This is a genomic window from Diaphorobacter limosus (genome assembly GCF_033100095.1).
In the GTDB taxonomy this organism is placed as follows: Bacteria; Pseudomonadota; Gammaproteobacteria; order Burkholderiales; family Burkholderiaceae_C; genus Alicycliphilus; species Alicycliphilus limosus.
This window is the reverse complement of sequence record NZ_CP136921.1, coordinates 3,358,419-3,376,866: the sequence shown is the minus strand read 5'-3', so window position 1 is coordinate 3,376,866 and position 18,448 is coordinate 3,358,419. Positions and strand designations below refer to the sequence as shown.

The window sequence follows — 18,448 nt, the reverse complement described above, 5'->3', positions numbered from 1 at the left end:
GCATTACTCCTTGTTCTTCAAATTTAATAGTGTTTTGACAATGCGTTGCGAGGCCTGGCCGTCTCCATAGGGGTTGTGTGCCTGTGCCATGGCCGCATAGGCAGCTGGGTCGGCCAGCAGGCGCTCTGCCTCGGCCACGAGCTTTTGCCGATTCGTGCCTACCAGGCGCACCGTGCCGGCCTCAACAGCCTCGGGCCGTTCGGTGGTTTCGCGCATCACGAGCACGGGCTTGCCCAGCGAGGGCGCCTCTTCCTGCACACCGCCCGAGTCGGTGATGATGAGATGCGCCCTGTCCATCAGGTAAACAAACGGCAGATAGTCCACGGGGTCGATGAGGTGGACGTTATCAAGCTGACGCGCCGCCAGGATGTCGTGCACGGGCTGGCGCACATTGGGGTTGAGGTGTACCGGGTACAGCACTTGCACGTCTGGGTGGGCGGAGGCAATGTCTGCCAATGCGTGGCAGATGTTCTGGAAGCCTTCGCCAAAATTCTCCCGGCGATGGCCCGTAACCAGGATGAGGCGGCGGTTGGGGTCGAGAAACGAGAACTCCTTGTCCAGGCGCTGGCGCAGCTCCGCGTCTGCACGCAGCTTGTCCACCACGGCCAAGAGGGCATCAATCACGGTGTTGCCGGTGACGTGGATGGCGTCGGCAGAGACGCCTTCGCGCAGCAGGTTGGCCTTGGCCGTTGCCGTGGGGGCGAAGTGGACGTCGGTCATGGCGCCAGTCAGGCGGCGGTTCATTTCCTCGGGGAACGGGGCCCACTTGTTATTGGTGCGCAGGCCGGCCTCTACATGCCCCACCTTGGCCCGCGTGTAGTACGCGGCCAGGCTGGCCGCCAGGGTGGTGGACGTATCGCCATGCACCAGCACCAGATCGGGCTGCTCGGCCGCCAGCACGGGTTTTAGCCCCGTGAGGATCTGGGTGGTGATGTCGAACAGATCCTGCCCTGGCTTCATCACGTTCAGGTCGTACTCGGGCTGCAGGTCGAACAGGCGCAGCACCTGGTCGAGCATTTCGCGGTGCTGCGCGGTGACGCACACCACTGTCTGTAACGCAGGCGCTGCCTGCTGCAGGGCCTTGACCAGCGGGGCCATCTTGATGGCCTCGGGCCGGGTTCCAAACACCACCATCACCTTCATGCTTGCACCTTCTTCTGCGTGATCCGTTCATACACGGGTTTGTAGTTGGCGACGCTGTTGCGCCAGTTGCGTACCGACTCGACAAATGCCCGGCCGTTGGCCTTGAGAGCGGGCCAGGCCTGCCTGTGGTTCAGCAGGTCCAGCAGAGCCTGTGCCAACGCATCCTTGTTGCCGGCTTCAAAAAGCACGCCGGTCTTCATGTGCTCCACCAGCTCTTTATGCCCCCCGACTGCGGATGCGACAAAGAGCTTTTGCTGCGCCATGGCTTCCAGCGGCTTGAGCGGCGTGACCAGTTCGGTCAACCGCATGGAATGGCGCGGATAGGCCAGCACGTCGATCAGGTCGTAGTAGCGGCTGACCTGCTTGTGCGGCACACGCCCGGTAAACACCACATGGGCGTCGAGTTGCAGGCGAGATACCTGCTCGCGCAGGCGCGCGTCCTCAGGCCCACCGCCAACCAGCAGCAAGGCCACGGCGGGATTGGCCCGCAGGATCGCCGGCAAGGCCTGGATCAGCAAGTCCAACCCTTCGTAGGCGTAGAACGAACCGACAAAGCCCAGAACCAGCTTGCCATCGAGGTTCAAAGACCGCTTCAAGGCGGGGTCGGGCGCCTGCGATGCCTGGAAGGCCTGGGTATCGACAGCGTTGGGAATGACAGTCACCTTGGCGGGATCGACGCCACGACCAGCAATATCGGAGCGCAGGCCCTCGCAGATCGTGAATACATGGTCGGCCTTGCGGATGGCCCAGGTCTCCAGGGCACGCGTGAGGCGGTAGCGCGCGCTGCCTTCACGGGTGGTGCCATGATCGACGGCCGCGTCTTCCCAGAAGGCGCGAATCTCGTACACCACGGGCAGCCCCAGTTCGCGCCCCACGCGAATGGCGGGCACGGCGTTGAGCACCGGCGAGTGGGCGTGAATGATGTCTGGCCGCACCTCCTGGGCCACCTCGCGCAGCCTGCGCGTGAGCTGCCCCATGAGCTGCCACTGACCAAGCAACGGCAGGCCGGATGCCGCGCCCGTTGCAGCGGCAGTGCGATAGAAGCTGAGGTCGTCAACGGTCTCCAAGGCCTGTTCGGTAACGCCTTGCTTGGGGGACGTGAGGTGAAAGGTTTGCCAGCCCAGCGCCCGCTGCTCGCGCAGCAGGGCGGCAGTGCGAAACGTGTAGCCGCTGTGCAGGGGGATGGAATGGTCGAGAACGTGAAGGATTCGCATAAATCAAGCGTGGCTCAAACTGGTCGCCCTGACACCCGCCAATTGTCCGGCCCATACTGCCTGCCATTGCGCCAGCATGGCTGGCTTGGCGTAGGTGCTGCTGACCAAGGCATGCCCTCTGGAAGACCAAGCGGACCATTTGCTGTTTGCCTGCGCAACCTGCAGCAGCAACTGCGCAAAAGCCGCATCGTCTGGCGGGCAGACATTGTCCGGTGACACGTCGGCAAGGATGGCCGGCACATCGCCCACCGCAGTAGCTACGACGGGCATGCCCATTGCCATGGCCTCCAGCAGTGCAATGGGCTGTTGCTCGGTATCGGACGACAGGGCAAATAGATCAAAGTCCTTGAGCTTCTCGCCCGGATTGCTCAGGTAACCAGTGAACTCAACGTCATCACCCACACCAAGCGACTGGGCCAGTTGCTGTAATTCGGCTTGCAATAGTCCTCCACCCACGATGGTCAGGCGCGCCGGTTGTACCGAACGCAGGCGGGCGAATGCCTTGATCAGACGAGCGATATTTTTTTCCGACCGCAAGCCGGCAACGGTGCCTACGTGAATGGCTGCGCCGGCCACCAACTCACGCTGCGGGCGCATGCGTGCCGGCACATTCACGCCGTTGGCAATGAAGTGAACACGGTGCTCAGGCAACCTCCATTCCTGCAGGGCAATGCGCTCCAGCTGGCGCGAGATGACCACCACTGGAACCCTTGCCCAGCCAAGCAATGCACGGCGCATCCATACCCGCCTGGGCAGCTGACGTGCGGCCTCTTCAGGGCCAAAACCGTCCTCCACATGTACCTGGTGGCAAACCTGGGGAAGGTTGGCCGCTGCCCATTCGATGGCACCCCAGTTGTAGCTCATCAACAAATCGGGCTGCAGGCTGCGCAGCACCTGGCGGAACGAAGCTCGATTGGCCAGCGCACCGCCCTTGATGACCTTCAGGGTCATGGGCGCCCAATTGACCGAAGGGTGCAGGCGCTCGCCGGCATCGAACCGGTTGTCCATGGCAACCACGGTATGGCGGAACATGGGGCCCAGCGCATTGGCCAGTTCGACAAAGCGCGCCTGCGGCCCACCCAGCTGAAAGGTGGAGAAGGCATGCAGCAAATGCCGGGGCCGCTGTTCGGTTGTCACGCGACGGGCTCCTCGGCATGCACCATCACGGCCATCTGCCGGAACGTCTTGGCATCGGCAACGGGGGCCCAATCCAGATCCCGCTTGGCAGCACTGCAATCGAACATGGCGGGAATGCCACGCGAACGGATGTCCCGCAAGTACGGGCGCTGCACGCGCCGCCCGGTAGCCCGCTTGACCAGCCATTTGCCCATTTCTGCCAGCCACAGTGCAACCGGCGACGAAGGCACGAACTTCAACGGTCTGCCCGTGACCTGGGCAACGTCAGCCAGATACTCGCGGGCCGTTGGACGCACATCGCCCACCAGGTTGTAGGCCCGCCCCACGGCCTGTTCAGAGGTCATCGCACCCACGATGGCGTTGGCGCAATCCGTCACCAACACCCAGGGCAAGGCATTGCGCCCGTCGTTCCAACCAACGCAGTATTGGTCGTTATTGAAGAATCCGAGGCCGCCATGGAAGGGCGAGGTCCCTGCCCCAACCACCAGGCCCGGACGTAGCAATACCACGGGCAAGCCCAACCGCCGATGAACGTCCAGAACGGCAGCGTCGGCCAGCGCCTTGGCATGTGCGTAGTCATTGCGGGTTTGTGGCAGCGGGTCGGGCGGGGTGTCGTCGCGCACCGTCTCGCCCGCGTCGCCCAGATAAAGACCGGCGATGGAGCCCACATGCACCAGGCGGCGTGCACCAGCGGCATGGGCCACCTCTGCCACCTGCACCGCGGTATCGACCATGGCGGCGCGAATGGCAGCAAAGTCTGCACCTCCGCCGCCATGCGCCAGGTTGATCACATAGTCGGCGCCAGCCATGGCGCGATCCAGGTCTTCGCGGCTCTTGACGTCGCCTCGAACCACCTCTACCGCCGGGTGGTTGAACACCGCTTGCAGGTTGCGCGCTCCCCGGGCCATGACGCGTACACGATAGCCTTGTGCCAGCAACGCCTCCGTGGTGTAAGAGCCAATAAACCCGGTGCCGCCGAGCAACACGACCAGTTCGCCCTGGTTCGCGGGGGGCATGGCCACGGCCTGCGCCGGCGCGGGCAGGGGCTTGAACCCTTGGGCAATCTGCTCGCAAACCTCTACCAACGAAGCACCAAACTCCAGGTCGATACGCGGGCGGCCATTGCTCTGCAGCTCGCGGTAAAAGGCCTGGATGCTGTTTTTCATGCCCACGTAGAACGCGTCCGACCGTGGCTTGAGTTTGGCCATGGCCAGGACATAGTCACGCAGCACGGCAAAACCTTGCCGGCGAATCTGGCCCGCCGTGGTGCGTGCCGACAGCCATGCGTCCACCGGATCCATATAGGCCGTGCGCGCCAATGTGTGGAACTGGTTGGCAAACATGTCGGCAATGGCAACACCGTCATCGCACACCACGGTGAGGCGGCACACCGTGAACTGAGAGCCCACATGGAAACGCATATGTGCCGGCATGCGTTCGCAGGCAAAGCTGGCCTGGCAGGCAGCATGGAGGCCGACGCCTGGCGAAATCTCGATGGGTGCCTCGCTCAATACCGACAGTTCGCGCACTGGGCCTGCCATGTCCACCACCTGCGACAAGGGATGGACAGCCTGCTCCAAAAGGATGTTGACCGGCTCGCGGAACATCCAGTGGCTGAACTGGCGCGCGGTCAACTGGCGCAGTGGCACTTCATAGACATAACTGAGATAACGCGGCTTACCCAGTGCGCCAGACGCTATGGTTTTTTTGAGCTGTTCGTAGGCTGGGTTGAAAACAAAGTTCTGATTGACCCCCACCACTGCCCCGGAGGCGGCGGCGGCGCAGCGCAGCGCGGCACATTCGGCGCTGCTCACGCCCAGCGGCTTTTCAAGCAACACGGTCTTGCCGGCCTGGACAAACGGCATGGCCGTGGCCAGGTGCAGATCGGGTGGCGTCAGGACATGCACCGTATCCGCTTCACTGGCTGCTGCCTGCTCCAGCGAGTCAAAGACGTTTGGAATATGGAAGTCGCGCGCCAGTGCCTGGGCAGTGGCGGCGTTGGCGTCAAACACGCCGTACAGCACCACTCCAGGCGTATCTTTCAATGCGGCGGCGTGGGATCTTGCAATGTTGCCGGCACCAACCAGCAGTACTTTCTTGGGGCTCACTCAGTCGTTCCTCAAATGTCAATCTAGTGCGGCGGCAGCAACCAATGCGCCTTCGTTCACGCGCAGAAACGCCTCGAACATCAGCAGCATCCACAGCGCGGTCGCGTGGTCACGCATGCCGCTGTTGTGCTCGTCGATCAGGCGGCTGATGGTCGCGGGGTTGAAGTAGCCGCAATCGCGCATGCGTTCGCCCTGCAATGACGAGCGCACCCGGTCTTTCAAGGGGCCGCGCAGCCATGCGGCCAGCGGCACCGAGAATCCCATCTTGGGCCGGTACAGCAGGTCGTGCGGCAGCAGTGGCTCATAGGCCTGCTTGAAGATGGCCTTGCCCTGGCCGCCACGGATCTTGAAGTCGCTGGGCAGCGTGGCCAGCCATTCGACCAGCAGGTGATCCATGAGCGGCTCGCGCACCTCCAGCGAATGGGCCATGCTGGCGCGATCGACCTTGGTGTTGATGTCGCCTATCAGCCAGGTCTTGTAGTCCAGGTACTGGATGAGCGCCAGCGGGTCGTCGGTCTGCGCCTGTGCCGCGTGGTGGCGGAACACCTCGAGCGCGTGATAGCCCCCCAGGCTGCGCTGCAAGCCAGGCGAGAACAACGCCTGGCGCTGGTCGCCGCGCAGCAGGGACATGCTGTGGCAGTAGGCCTGCACGCTGTCCATGGCCAGCGCCTGGAAGGTGGTCTTGGCGCGCAGCGAGCGCGGCGCCCAGTCGGCCTTGGGGTACCAGCGCCCCAGTGGGCCGAACATGCCGCGGCGCAGCGCCAGAGGCAGGCGACCGCGCACGGCCTCTTCGCCCAGGTGCATGCGGTAGCGCCGGTAGCCGCCCAGGCTTTCGTCGCCACCGTCGCCCGACAGGGCCACGGTGACATGCTTGCGCGCCATCTGGCAGACGCGGTAGGTGGGGATGGCGGAGCTGTCGGCGTACGGTTCGTCGTAGAGCCAGGCCAGGGTGTCGATCAGGTCGAAATCATCGCTGCTGACGATCTCCATCCGGTGGTTGGTGCGATAGCGCTCGGCCACCTGCTTGGCGTAGCTGGACTCGTCGAAGCGAGGGTCATCAAAGCCGATGGAGCAGGTTTGCACCGGCGTGCTGGACAGGCCGGCCATGGTGGCCACGACGGCGCTGGAATCCACCCCGCCAGACAGGAAGGCGCCCAGCGGCACATCGGCGATCATGCGCAGGCGCACGGATTCGGTGATGCGCTCGCGCAGCTCGGCCTGGGCATCCTGCAGCGTTATGACGCTATTATTAGTGAAGCTAACATCCCAATATGGTCGTGCGCTAGGCCTGTTTTTTTCACCACGTTTCAGCGTCAGCGTGTGGGCCGCTGGAAGCTTGTGCGCATGGCGGTAGATGCAGCGCGGATCTTGCACATAGCCGAAAGTGAAGTACTCCTCCACAGCCAGCGGGTCGATATCGCGTGCAAAACCGGGGTGTGCGGTGAGCACCTTGAGCTCTGAGCCAAAGACAAAGCTGCCATCAGGCAACCAGGCGTAGTGCATGGGCTTGACGCCCATGCGGTCGCGGGCAAGAAACAGGGTCTGCCGGTCTCTATCCCACAGCGCAAAGGCAAACATGCCGCGCAGCCGGTGCACGCAGGCCTCGCCCCAGGCCGACCAGGCATGCACGATGACCTCGGTGTCGCTGCGCGTCCTGAAGTGGTAGCCCAGCGCCTTGAGCTCGTCCGTCAGGTCACGGTAGTTATAGATCTCGCCGTTGAAGACGATGCCCACCGTGCCAGCCTGATTGAACAAGGGCTGCTGGCCTGCGGCCAGGTCGATGACGGACAAGCGCCTGTGGCCCAGCGCCAGGCCGGGTTCGAGGTGCACATCATGCTCGTCGGGGCCGCGGTGGGCTTGTGCGTCGTTGATGCGCACGATGAGTTCACGCGAGTAGGCGCGCGTACCCTGTGTGTCAAAAATACCGGATATGCCGCACATGCTCAGTCGCGCCCTCGTGTTTGTTTCAGGGCGGCCAGCAGCGCGCCGCCCTGGCTGTCCAGGTAAGCCTGAAGACGTGCGGCAGCATCTGCCTCGGCTTCCTTCGCGTCCATCTCTCCTGACAGCGGGGCATAGATCACGATGTGGGCGCTGTCGTCACCCCAGCCGGTGATGCGCCCCAGGGCGCCCTGGAGCTTGCCCACGTAGTCACTGGCTGTGAATACGCCGTGCACCCAGTAAAAGCGCCAGGCCAGAAAGCGCTCGCCCCCGACAGCCATGCCGCGCGTGTTGTTGCGGATTACCGCGCTTTCGACCTGCAAGGGCTGGCCTTGCAGCCGCACCGCTGCTGCCCCGCTGGTCACGCGCGACCATACCGGGTCATTGCTGAAGACCAGTACGTTTTCGGAGCTGATGAGCTTGCGCTCGTAGTTCTGCTGGCGGTAGTAGCTGATATGCAGGCCTGTTGGCTTGCCCTGTGCGTCCAGCAGCCCCATGTTCAGGTCAGCGGATGCATGGCGAAACATGGGCACCCAGGTGTTGGGGGGCTGCGCTGCGGCAGTCCAGGGCGCGGCCACCTGGGGTTGGGCCAGCTGAACCGGCGCTGTCTGCGCCGTCAGGCCCAGCATGGCGTGCACGCCATAGGGCGCCAGCACCATCACGAGGGCCAGCGCCAGGCCAAGCCATGTCGCTTGCCGGGGTGCATCTGCCTGTGCCAGCGTCATGGCCTTGGGCGCCGGCGCTGGCGGATCCACCCAGCGCGCACCAATGAGAAACATCACGCCAATGACCAGGCCAAAGAACAACCAGCCATAAATGAGGTGGTCCACACCTGTGGCGAGGGTGTTGCCCGAGAGGTGCCCCAACAGGACGATGAGGTAGGCGCGCACCCAGTTGGCCACCAGCGGAACCACGATCGCCACGCCAATGAACACCACGCGCTTGAGCATGCTCTGGTAGCTGAGATAGGCAAACAGGCAGCCGGCCGTCACCGATGCAATCAGGTAGCGAATGCCGCTGCATGCCTCAACCACCGACCACGCCCCAGAGGGAATGATGAACTGCAGCCCTTCGCGATACACCGGAATGCCGCTTGCACGCAGGGCCAGCACGGTGAAGTCGGCAGTCCACTCCATCATGCGCGGCAGCAGGAAGTCGCCAATGGGCACTGCGAAGAACAAAAAAGCCAACGGAAACGCCAGCGCCCGAGTGACCTGCCAGCCCAGCACCGCGGGTACGGCCAGCACGATCAACGCCACCAGAGCCAACTGGGTGGCGGCATTCACGGCCACCAGGTCACCGGCCAGCCACAGCGCGGCGGCCCCCGCCATGAGGAGCCACGCCAGGCTGCCGGGGCGCGGCACCATGCCTGCCAGCACGGCACGCTGGCGCCACACCAACCACAGCGTGATGAGGGGAACGACAAACCCATGGGCGTAGGTCTCGGAGCGCGTCCATGTCATGGCCATGCCCCAGGCGGAATGCCAATAGGCGGCCAGAATCACCGCCAGCAGCAGCACGAATGCGGCCAGGGGACGGTGCCAGTAGGCGGGTAGCAATGGCTTGGTGGCCGTCATATCGAACCTGTCATGCGGTAGCGGTGGCGATGGGGTTTGCGCTCGCATCCGACGGTGCAAACGTGCTGGCCAGGTCGTGATCAATTTTCTTCAGGTGGGCTTGCCAGCTGCATTCATGCTCGACGTAGTGCCGGGCGCGCTCGCCCAGCGCAGCCCTGTCGGCAGGCGACTCCAGCAGCCCGAGCAGCGCAGTCACGAATTCTTCGGGCTTGTCGGCGCGCAGCAAACCCTGCCCCGCACTGGCACCAATGGCGTCCGCGCAGCTGTTGACGGTGACCACCGGCTGCTGCATGGCCATGGCTTCCAGGATCTTGTTCTGAATGCCGCGCGCCACGCGCAACGGCGCCACCACGGCACTGGCGTGCTGCAAATAGGGGCGCACATCGGGCACCGTGCCCGTGACCACCACATGGGGGCCGGCCAGGGCCTTCACCTGCGGTGAAGGGCTGCGGCCCACGATATAAAAACGCAGGCTGGGGTGGCTGGCAAGCAGGTGCGGCAGCATGTCGGCCACGAACCAGCTCACGCCGTCGATATTCGGCCAATAGTCCATCGCACCGGTAAAAACCAGGGCTTCCTCGCCCTGCTCAAAGGGGGTGGCGAACCGTGCGTCGGGTTTGAAGAAATCGCAATCCACCCCATTGCCCATGGATTGGACGCGGCCCTTGGCTTCGGGTGCTTGCGAGACAAACAGGGCTGTCTCATTCGGCGTCACAAAATACGAGCAATGCGCCTGCGCGGCTACCGCGCGTTCATAGGCCAGGAGCCGCCGCCCCTCGCGCCGGTACACCATCGACAACGGCCAGCGATGCGCGGGCGCGTACTGGGTCCACTTGGCGGAGTCCACATCAACAAAATCGACCAGCATCGGCAGGTCCGGCAGCAGCGGCTGGGCGTACTGCGCCATGGCGGATGAAAACACGACACAAGCCTGCAATTTGTGCTCGGCCACGGTCTGCTGCACCCACCGTTGCATGCCGGCATTTCTGTAGTAGGTCAGGGTCAGCGGCTCACCGGTCAGCAGGCCGCTCAGGCTTTTGATCTTGGCGCTGCGCGGCTCAATGTGCTCCACGTGCAAGTCCTTGCACATGGCTTGCAATACAGGCAGGTGCTGCACATCGTCCGGGTCGTCGATAAACGTGCCCAGAAATACCCTGTGGTTCTTCTGCAAATGACGCAGCAGGTGGTAAGAGCGCACCTTGTCCCCCTTGTTGGGCGGATAAGGCAGTCTATGCACCAGAAAAAGAATGTTGCTCACGGCGGCCATGCCTTCCAATGCCTATCCAAGATTGCGCACGATCTTGGGCCCGAGCCAATTGGCCAGCTGAATCGGCATGCGGCGCCAGGTGGCGATCAGCAACCGATACTTGGCATTCGCGGGGTTGTTCTGCGGCACGCTGTCAGTTTTGTATAGCTGATATTCGTAGTGCAACGGCGTGGGTTCGAAACCCCAATTTTTCTTGAACGCATACGAACCCGTATTCAGCTTGCTGCGCCCATAGTCAAACACCTTCAGGCCACGCGCGCAGGCAAGCCGCATCAGCTCCCAATACTTGAAGTCATTGGCGGCGAGCTCACGCGCGGCCTCTGCATCGCCAGCGTAGTAAGGAAGCACCTCATCGCGAAAATAAAAACTCAGCACGCTACTCACGGGCTTGCCATCGGGAGCGCACACCGTCAACACTTCGCAGTCAGGGCCAAATACGCGCAGCAATTGATTGAAATACGCCTTGGGCATCGCCGGCGTGCCGTGGCGATGGACGTTGTCGGCATACAGCGCAAAGAATCGATCGGCCGTGGGATCGATCTGCGACGTCAAGCCATTCTTGATGCCCTTGCGCACCATCGCGCGTTGTTTGCGCGGAATGGCCAGCAGATTTTTCTCTTCGGTTGCCTCGATGGGCTTGCGAAAGGTGACGTAGAGATCCTGCAGGGGCCAGTCCGCGTGCCGGCGCTGCACATTGCGCAACTCCAGGTGATCCACGCCCAGCTCTCGTGCCAGCTGTTGCGCCCTCAGTTCGAGCGCTGTAGCCGTCTCTTCATCGACCGCAGCCACACCGCCGTAAACCGAGAATGGCAAGCTGGTCAGTGCCTTGCCAAACAAACGGCTTTTGACATGCCCCAGGGGCAATACCCCACGGATAACTCCGCCGCTTTCCGCATACAAAAAATAGCTGTCGTGACCAAAAATATCCTCGATCAGTACCTGCCAGCCCGAGCGATGAAAGAACGTAGCCTGAGGGCAGGCCATGACAAATGCATCCCACCGGGCGACATCGATGCTATTGCGCCGATCAAGCCTTTGAATGGATAGCGAGGTAACGACATCAGACAAGGGAAGCTTTCTGCACAGATTGAGGTAGAAATATATGATCCATCCGCCCCCATCTGAAATCTCGTAACAAACACCCCAGACGTTGCTCCATGCGACCAATGTTCACATAGTGCCTGAACCGTGTCTTGAGGCCCACTCCCTCCACACGTGGCTGATTTTTGTCAATTTCCCAAGGGTGAAAATAAAACACTGCCGGCGATGCATCCTTGCTATTGACCTGGCGCAGCATCCAGCGCGACAAGGCATAGGGTAGCAAACGGAAATACCCACCACCACTCGACGGAAGATTGCGATTGAACATGCGCATGGTGGTTGGTGGCACCTCCATCAACCCATCACGCGCCTCGTAGGCGAACCGCGGCGCATCCGGCATACCATAATGATCATGCTGAATGGGGTAGATGCTGGAACTATAGCGATAGCCTGCACGCTGCAAGGTATCAAGCGCCCACAAATTTTGGGAGCCTATGGAAAAACTGGGGGCGCGGTAACCTTGAACCTCCACCCCGCCAATATCTTCAAGCAAGCTCTTGGCGCTGTGAATATCGTCAAAAAACTGCCGCTCGGACAGATCACTCACCCGCTCGTGCCCATAGCCATGACTGGCAAGCTCATGCCCACCATCAACAATGGCGCGCACCAGCTTCGGGTATCTTTGCGCAATCCATCCAAGAGTGAAGAAAGTGGCTTGCACATTGTGCTCGGCCAACAGTTTCAATATTTGATCGACATTGCGCTCAACCCTGCACTCTCGAGAATCCCAGTTGCTGCGTTGAATATACGGAGCAAATGCCGACACCTGAAAATAGTCTTCGACATCAATAGTCAACGCATTGGTGATAGGTGGTGTAATACTCATGGCACCATCTAACCATTGCTGGACACGTTGCTATCAGGTCGTGGCCGCCGGCTTGCCGCCACCAGCTTTTGCAGTGTCATCAATATTTCCAGGCTGGCACGCTCTTGTCGCAGCACGCTGCGTTCTATGCGCAACAAATGCGCGCGCAGTTGCTCAATTGTCATTTGCATGAGCTGATCTGAAATTCCATCAGCCACATCTGCATCCAACTCAATAGAGTCCAAGCCGTATTCGGCATCAACGGATGTATCGTAGGCAGAAGATCCCCCCGTGGCTCTCAGTGGTGTATTCCACGGTGGCAACGTCTTTGGCGGAACCTGCATCTCAGATTGAACTTCGTGAATTATTCCAATCACCAGTTCAACGTCAATATGCGATTTGTCAGCGAGGAAGCCCTGAAGCAGCACTCTGTCCATCAAGGTATTGATGCGGCGCGGCACCCCGCCAGCAAACCGATAGATTTCATCGAACACTTCGTCATCAAACGTTGGCTTTTCTGCGGCACCCGCACATTTGAGCCGGTGCAAAATGTATTCTCGCGTTTCCTCCGCATCCAGGGGGCCGAGATGACAGGTCGCAATGACACGCTGGCGCAATTGCAGCATTCCAGGACTTTGCAGGATTTCTCGAAACTCTGGCTGCCCAACCAGAAAGGTTTGCAGCAATGCATCCTGCCCGTTCTGGAAGTTGGAAAGCATGCGCAGCTCCTCAACCGCCTGAGGTTGCAGGTTTTGCGCTTCATCAACCACCAGCAGGCAGCGCTTGCCCTGGAGTGTCTGGGCCACGAAGAACGCCTCCAGCGACATCAGTAAGTCGCCTTTGGACATCCCATTCACTGGGACACCAAACGCTGCCCCCACCAGCCGTAGCGTGTCATCAGCCCCCAACTGGGTACTGACCAAATTAGCGGCCACGACCGAATCGGAATCAAGGCTATCGAGCAAACCACGCACGATGGTGGTTTTGCCTGCACCCACCTCACCGGTGATGACGATGAACCCCTCGCAGCACATGACACCGTACTCGAGATATGCTCGAGCACGCTGGTGTTGCTTGCTACTGAAATAGAAACCCGGATCAGGATTGAGCTGAAACGGTTTGCTGGTCAGCCCGTAGAACGCTTCATACATGAATCAAAATCGGTGCGTAATAAAACCCATAATCGCCGACTCGCCATACTGACTGACGTTTCCATCAGAAAGCACGCGGCGCAACTGAAGCCCAACGCTGGTGCGTCGTGCGACCAGACTTGTCCAGGAAAATATAAACGGCCTGGTCCGCGTCTCCAATCCCGTATCAACACCCAAGTTGCGCATTTCGCCAAAACTGAGAGTGACACCTGAGCTTGGTGTAAGACGGTGACTCGCCGATATATTCCAACCCCGTTGCCTGATCTTGCTGTCATTACTGAAATCATCGCCAAGCGAGAAAGCACCTTGTAGCAGCCTGCTATCAGATCGCATCACAGCCACTGTCAATGTACTGCGTTGACCCAATATTGCGAATGATAAATTTTGTAATCGTTGCAGTTTACTGGACGATGTCAAAAAATCCTGGAAGACCTGCATATCCGCAGGCAATCCCATCCGCTCTATCTCCGCCTGCACCAACTGCATACGCCGAATGGCATTGGGCTCGGTTCGCATATAAAATCCGTCCAGCAGATCATATAGAGGGCTCGGCGATCCAAACTGATCTCCCAATCCATTAACAACGGATTTTTTATCCGTGTACCTCCATACAGTACGCCCCGTGCGATATTGGGCAACGGCATTGTGCGACTCGCCAAAATAACGTTTTACACGTTCAAAAGACACGCTGGTACGCTCTGACGGCCGCCAGTCTACGCCAAATCCAAGAATACTGCTGGTTTCACGTATTGGTGACAACTGATTGGTCGATTCTGCACCGCCTATCGCCACAAGACGCAAACCCGATCTGGGCATGTAGCCCAAACGCCCGCGCAAGGCCGTTGTATCTATATTTCGCCCATTGGTATATTCGGCATTCTGTTGCGCGGCTTCGACAGTCCACGACATTAATTGACCCAACGGCCGTTTTTCCAACTGAAGAAGCCAGTCATGCACCATCACATTGGAACGCGCTGCAGTGTCGTAGCGCGTGTCCGTCATGCGATACCGCGCCTCATACGACAATCCATCAGTTAAATCTCCTTTGATGTAAGGAGAAACACTAAATGATGTGGCCTGCGTCAGATTGGTGTTTGCGGTGTTAGCGCCGCCAGCGGGGCCGAATGCAGATATTGGCTGCAAAGCAGCTCGGCCGTCCACATCGACAAATACATGGTCTTCGACGGCTTCCACCGTCCCTCTGGCATAAAGGTTATGCCAAATTTTGTCTGGACTGGTGTCACGCGCATAGTTGACCGCTCGCAGCGTATAGTCAACAAAGCCCTTGAGGCGCGCCGTGTCCCTTGCCAAGCGAAAACCTGGCATTACTTCGGTTATCTGGTCGCCGCTGCCGTTGTGGATAAGGCGTGAATTATTGGTAACGGTGTGCTGCACCGAAATGCGTGGCTCGAACCACTGGCCTGACGCCCGCGGCTCCGGTTGATCACTACCAGACCGCGCCGCCGCGCCACTACCCGCTGGCGACTGCGTGGAAGCAGTACGGGATTGTGGATCGGAACCCAGATCAGGAACCTGCGCTGCGACCAGCCCAGGAGCGGAAGCCAACACCCATGCCGCCCAACCAATCGCGGGAATGCGTACCAAACCTACATGCGGCAAATACATTTCAGACGTCCTCTTTCTATGCGGCCGCTGCCGGCATGCGCTCTTCCGTCGCCCTTCCATAACCGCCATGCCCATAGCCATAGCCATAGCCATGTGCACCCAGGCCCTGGGAGCGCACCTGATTCAGCACCAGAAGCTTGATGGGGCAGGCCTCAATGGTGGACAGCGCATGCTCCACTTCTGACTGCAGTGTTTTTTCTGCTCGAACCACAACGACCACCTGCCCCATGTGATTGGCGAGAACGCGCGCCTCTGTCGTCAGCAACAGTGGCGGCGAATCAAAAATAATGATGCGGTCGCTATAACGCTTGCTCATTTCGTCGAGCAAGTCGGTCATTGCGTCACTGGCCAGCAGCTCGGTTGCGCGGTCGTGGGGTAAACCGGCGGGCAGCAGGGTCAGCCCCTCCACGTTGGTTCGCAGAAGCACGTCGGCCAGCTTTGTTTGTCCGCCCCGCAGCATGTCCAGTAATCCCGCGGCAGGCGGCAGGCCCAGCTTGGACATCACTGAGGGACGAGTGACATCGGCATCCACCAGCATGACGGTGTGATCCAGCTCCATGGCCAGGCTCATGGCCAGATTGATAGCCGTAAAGCTCTTGCCCTCCCCTGGCAAGGCGCTGGTCACCATGATCAGGTTGCCGTTTGTCACCAAGGATGCGCCCTTGCCCATGGCATTTTCCAGGAGTGGGCGTTTGATCACACGGTACTGATCCGTCGTGACCGAGCGCGGAGAGCCAGGAGTCACAAAACCGCTGGCACTCAGGGCTGTCAAATCAAGCTGCACGGTTTTCGAAACCGCCCTCAGTTCAGGAGCTGCATGATCGCCATCGGCTGCAGGCGCAGCAAACTGCGGCACGTGATTCAAGGGCTGGGATTCATCTGGCACGCCCGGGTTCTGCACCCGTGGTTTGTCGCCGGGCAACACCGCGCCCGCCTTGCGCAGTTGTTCCAGCCTCTGGGCTGCTTTTTCAATTGAGCTGGTCATGATTGCTTGTCACCCCAAGGCACCTGTACGAATGGACAATGCGGCCATACCGCCCGCGTAAAGCAGCAAAAATGCAACGCTCGCCATGATGAAGCGCTTCAAGCTGCGCGACTCGCGTCGGCGCTGCTCTTCGCTCGGGATCAGCCCCACCACCCCCAGCAATGGCAACTGGGTCACCTGCCGCAAGGTGGCGCCGTCAAAGAACACCGGCCTGATCTGACTCATCACAAAGGCAATGCCAAGCCCCGCTGCGACCGCCGCCAGCATTGCTCCCGGCATCAACAGCAGGCGATTGGGTGCAACAGGCTTGGGGGCCACACGCGGAGGATCGATGACGCGGAATTCGGCCACATTGGAAGTGTTTTCCAACTTTCCCGACATGAGAGCGGATTCACGGCGCGCCACCAGATCGGCATAGTTCTTTTGATGAATTTGATAGTCACGGTTGAGTTGTGCCAGCTCTGCCTCGAGCTGCGGTGCCACCTTCAGTTGCTGGTGAACACGTTGCACACGCGCCTCATACTCAACCACGCGCGCGCGCAGTGAAGCCACCTGCACCTGGGCTGCGGAATAAATGCGGCTCAGCTCCACGGCTGCGGGATTGACCTGGGCAATGGGCACCTCGCCGGTTTGCTGGAGCTTGCGGCGCAATACGTCGATTTCCTTGCGCTTTTGCCCTTCCAGATCGGCGATCAGCGTCCGCGTCCGGATGACGTCGGGGTGACCGTCGGTGTAGCGCTGCAGCAGTGCGTCCAGGTTCTGCTTTTGCGCAAGCAAGCGTGCATCGAGCTCAGGCGTCTGCACGTCGGGCGCCGGGCCCGCCATTGATTTGGCGGTTTGCGCACGCATTTCTTCCAGCTGCTGTGCTGCGGCAGCCCTAGCGCTTTCGGCTTCACGCAACTCAAGCCGTGCCTGGCTCAGAGTGTTTTCTATCTGGGAGGCACGCCCGGCGGAATCCAGCCCCCCCTCAGACTGCATCTCAATATTGCGCAGCTTGAATGCCTTGAGGCGCCCTTCTGCCTCGGTCAGTTTGGTCTCGTAGGTCTTGATCTGGTCGTCCAGAAACCGGCGTGCGCTGTCTGAATCCTGGCGCGTTGCTCCCAGGCTGGATTCCACGAAAATGGTCAACAGCGACTTCACCACGAGTTGCGCCTTCTCAGGGCTCTGGTCGCGGTAGGACAAGGTGTAGAGGTTGTCACGCCCCGTGGATTGGATCTTGATGGACTGGGTGACAGCATCCACCACGGCATCCGTTGAGGCCTTGGTCGTGGAGCCCAGATCAAGGTCGGCCATGCGCACCAGCCGCTCCACGGTCGGCCGGTTGATCAGCGTGCGGCTCAGCATCGACACCTGCTGCTCGATATTGGGCTGCACGGCAATACCGGTCATGAGTGGTCGCAAGATGGACTGCGTATCCACGAACACGCGCGCCGAAGCCTGGTAATAGTCCGGCATGGTGAGTACCACGCCAGCGCCTATCGCACCAACCACCCATATTGTCAGCATCGCCAGCCGGCGATAGATCCACATGCCACGCGCAGTGGTAGTGATCTGACTTAGAAGCTCATCCATTCCACTCCCCTTGACCAACTCATCAGCGACTCACTAGCGAGCAGGCCGATTAAAACCACCCTTGAGGAATGATCAGAACATCACCGGGCAACACTTCAACATTGGCATCAATGTCACCGCGCTTGATGAGGTCGTGCAAACGCACCTTGTAGCGCTTGTTGTCCTCGGCCGCGCGAACCAGGGTGGCGCTGTTGCCGTCGGCAAAATCGGTCAGGCCGCCGACGGCAATCATCACGTCCAGCACCGTCATTTTTTGCTTGTATGGCAGGAATTGCGGCTTGGCCGCCTCGCCCACCACACGGATCTGTTCACTGTACGGGCCAACGAAGTTGGTGACTATCACCGTGACAACCGGGTCACGCACGTACTTGGCCAGCTCTTTCTCGATGTCGCGCGCGATCTGTGCCGAGTTCTTGCCCTGCGCCTGAAGGCCGTCAATCAGCGGCAAGGACACCTGGCCGTCCGGGCGCACCGGCACTGACAGCGAAAGGTCAGGATTGCGCCAGACGATGATGTTCAGGGTATCGCCAGGCCCCACGACGTAGTTGTAGTCCGGGCTCGACGCCTTGACCGGCGCCGCAGGGTAGTTGCCGGTACCCGCACAGCCCACCGCAGTCACAGCCACTGCAACCACGGCCGCAGCGCGACCCACAGAACCGACGAGCCTTGAAAAGAATCCACGCATGGTACAACTCCGATACATATTTAACAGGTGATTTCATCAAATGCCGCTGCAGCATACCGTGGATGACCGCAGCACGTAAATACTCTGATTAAGGGATACCAAACCGCCGGCTGTGCCAGCCATGCACCCCGGCGGCGTC

Annotated in this window: 14 protein-coding genes; all 14 read right to left on the bottom strand. The window is 60.5% G+C overall.

Translation table 11 applies throughout. The features are described 5' to 3' along the window. Positions 1-3: 3 nt before the first annotated feature. The 14 genes from wecB to P4826_RS16155 all read right to left on the bottom strand — a co-directional run bounded on the left by wecB (position 4) and on the right by P4826_RS16155 (position 18,309). The gene (gene wecB, locus P4826_RS16220) at positions 4-1,143 is read right to left on the bottom strand and encodes a non-hydrolyzing UDP-N-acetylglucosamine 2-epimerase (protein WP_317701395.1); all 1,140 of its coding nucleotides are present in this window, start codon (positions 1,141-1,143) and stop codon (positions 4-6) included. Beyond that, complete coding sequence (locus P4826_RS16215) at positions 1,140-2,357, bottom strand: TIGR04063 family PEP-CTERM/XrtA system glycosyltransferase (protein ID WP_317701394.1); 1,218 nt, start codon at positions 2,355-2,357, stop codon at positions 1,140-1,142. The genes wecB and P4826_RS16215 overlap by 4 nt, the downstream gene beginning before the upstream one ends. A gap of 3 nt (positions 2,358-2,360) precedes the next feature. Further along, positions 2,361-3,467: a glycosyltransferase gene (locus P4826_RS16210; protein WP_317701393.1), complete on the bottom strand. Its 1,107-nt coding sequence runs from the start codon at positions 3,465-3,467 to the stop codon at positions 2,361-2,363. A 23-nt stretch (positions 3,468-3,490) separates the two neighbouring features. Next, the gene (locus P4826_RS16205) at positions 3,491-5,602 is read right to left on the bottom strand and encodes an NAD-dependent epimerase/dehydratase family protein (RefSeq protein ID WP_317701392.1); all 2,112 of its coding nucleotides are present in this window, start codon (positions 5,600-5,602) and stop codon (positions 3,491-3,493) included. Between the two features lie 18 nt (positions 5,603-5,620). Then, positions 5,621-7,543, bottom strand: a complete 1,923-nt coding sequence (locus tag P4826_RS16200) for an XrtA/PEP-CTERM system amidotransferase (protein ID WP_317701391.1) — start codon at positions 7,541-7,543, stop codon at positions 5,621-5,623. Between the two features lie 2 nt (positions 7,544-7,545). Then, positions 7,546-9,117 (bottom strand): exosortase A, encoded by a 1,572-nt coding sequence (gene xrtA / locus P4826_RS16195; protein ID WP_317701390.1) that lies wholly within the window; start codon positions 9,115-9,117, stop codon positions 7,546-7,548. Between the two features lie 10 nt (positions 9,118-9,127). Then, entirely contained in the window at positions 9,128-10,384 is a 1,257-nt protein-coding gene (locus P4826_RS16190) for a TIGR03087 family PEP-CTERM/XrtA system glycosyltransferase (protein ID WP_317701389.1), read from the bottom strand. 12 nt (positions 10,385-10,396) lie between these two features. Then, positions 10,397-11,368 (bottom strand): FemAB family XrtA/PEP-CTERM system-associated protein, encoded by a 972-nt coding sequence (locus P4826_RS16185; RefSeq protein WP_425605270.1) that lies wholly within the window; start codon positions 11,366-11,368, stop codon positions 10,397-10,399. 76 nt (positions 11,369-11,444) lie between these two features. Next, positions 11,445-12,311: an XrtA system polysaccharide deacetylase gene (locus tag P4826_RS16180; protein ID WP_317701387.1), complete on the bottom strand. Its 867-nt coding sequence runs from the start codon at positions 12,309-12,311 to the stop codon at positions 11,445-11,447. 8 nt (positions 12,312-12,319) lie between these two features. Continuing rightward, entirely contained in the window at positions 12,320-13,441 is a 1,122-nt protein-coding gene (locus P4826_RS16175; protein ID WP_317701386.1) for an XrtA/PEP-CTERM system-associated ATPase, read from the bottom strand. Positions 13,442-13,444: 3 nt separating this feature from the next. Next, complete coding sequence (locus P4826_RS16170) at positions 13,445-15,067, bottom strand: TIGR03016 family PEP-CTERM system-associated outer membrane protein (RefSeq protein ID WP_317701385.1); 1,623 nt, start codon at positions 15,065-15,067, stop codon at positions 13,445-13,447. Positions 15,068-15,083: 16 nt separating this feature from the next. Further along, the gene (locus P4826_RS16165; RefSeq protein WP_317701384.1) at positions 15,084-16,052 is read right to left on the bottom strand and encodes an XrtA-associated tyrosine autokinase; all 969 of its coding nucleotides are present in this window, start codon (positions 16,050-16,052) and stop codon (positions 15,084-15,086) included. 9 nt (positions 16,053-16,061) lie between these two features. Beyond that, positions 16,062-17,624 (bottom strand): XrtA system polysaccharide chain length determinant, encoded by a 1,563-nt coding sequence (locus P4826_RS16160; protein WP_317701383.1) that lies wholly within the window; start codon positions 17,622-17,624, stop codon positions 16,062-16,064. 49 nt (positions 17,625-17,673) lie between these two features. Further along, positions 17,674-18,309 carry an XrtA/PEP-CTERM system exopolysaccharide export protein gene (locus P4826_RS16155; RefSeq protein WP_317701382.1) on the bottom strand — a complete coding sequence of 212 codons (636 nt, stop codon included), beginning with the start codon at positions 18,307-18,309 and terminating at the stop codon, positions 17,674-17,676. Positions 18,310-18,448: the final 139 nt, after the last annotated feature.

What these genes read in the sequence shown, in the direction of transcription:
- xrtA (WP_317701390.1), bottom strand. Translation starts at nt 9,117, where the DNA reads ATGACGGCCACCAAGCCATTGCTACCCGCCTACTGGCACCGTCCCCTG.
- P4826_RS16180 (WP_317701387.1), bottom strand. Translation starts at nt 12,311, where the DNA reads ATGAGTATTACACCACCTATCACCAATGCGTTGACTATTGATGTCGAA.
- wecB (WP_317701395.1), bottom strand. Translation starts at nt 1,143, where the DNA reads ATGAAGGTGATGGTGGTGTTTGGAACCCGGCCCGAGGCCATCAAGATG.
- P4826_RS16185 (WP_425605270.1), bottom strand. Translation starts at nt 11,368, where the DNA reads ATGGCCTGCCCTCAGGCTACGTTCTTTCATCGCTCGGGCTGGCAGGTA.
- P4826_RS16190 (WP_317701389.1), bottom strand. Translation starts at nt 10,384, where the DNA reads ATGGCCGCCGTGAGCAACATTCTTTTTCTGGTGCATAGACTGCCTTAT.
- P4826_RS16175 (WP_317701386.1), bottom strand. Translation starts at nt 13,441, where the DNA reads ATGTATGAAGCGTTCTACGGGCTGACCAGCAAACCGTTTCAGCTCAAT.
- P4826_RS16170 (WP_317701385.1), bottom strand. Translation starts at nt 15,067, where the DNA reads ATGTATTTGCCGCATGTAGGTTTGGTACGCATTCCCGCGATTGGTTGG.
- P4826_RS16165 (WP_317701384.1), bottom strand. Translation starts at nt 16,052, where the DNA reads ATGACCAGCTCAATTGAAAAAGCAGCCCAGAGGCTGGAACAACTGCGC.
- P4826_RS16200 (WP_317701391.1), bottom strand. Translation starts at nt 7,543, where the DNA reads ATGTGCGGCATATCCGGTATTTTTGACACACAGGGTACGCGCGCCTAC.
- P4826_RS16215 (WP_317701394.1), bottom strand. Translation starts at nt 2,357, where the DNA reads ATGCGAATCCTTCACGTTCTCGACCATTCCATCCCCCTGCACAGCGGC.
- P4826_RS16160 (WP_317701383.1), bottom strand. Translation starts at nt 17,624, where the DNA reads ATGGATGAGCTTCTAAGTCAGATCACTACCACTGCGCGTGGCATGTGG.
- P4826_RS16155 (WP_317701382.1), bottom strand. Translation starts at nt 18,309, where the DNA reads ATGCGTGGATTCTTTTCAAGGCTCGTCGGTTCTGTGGGTCGCGCTGCG.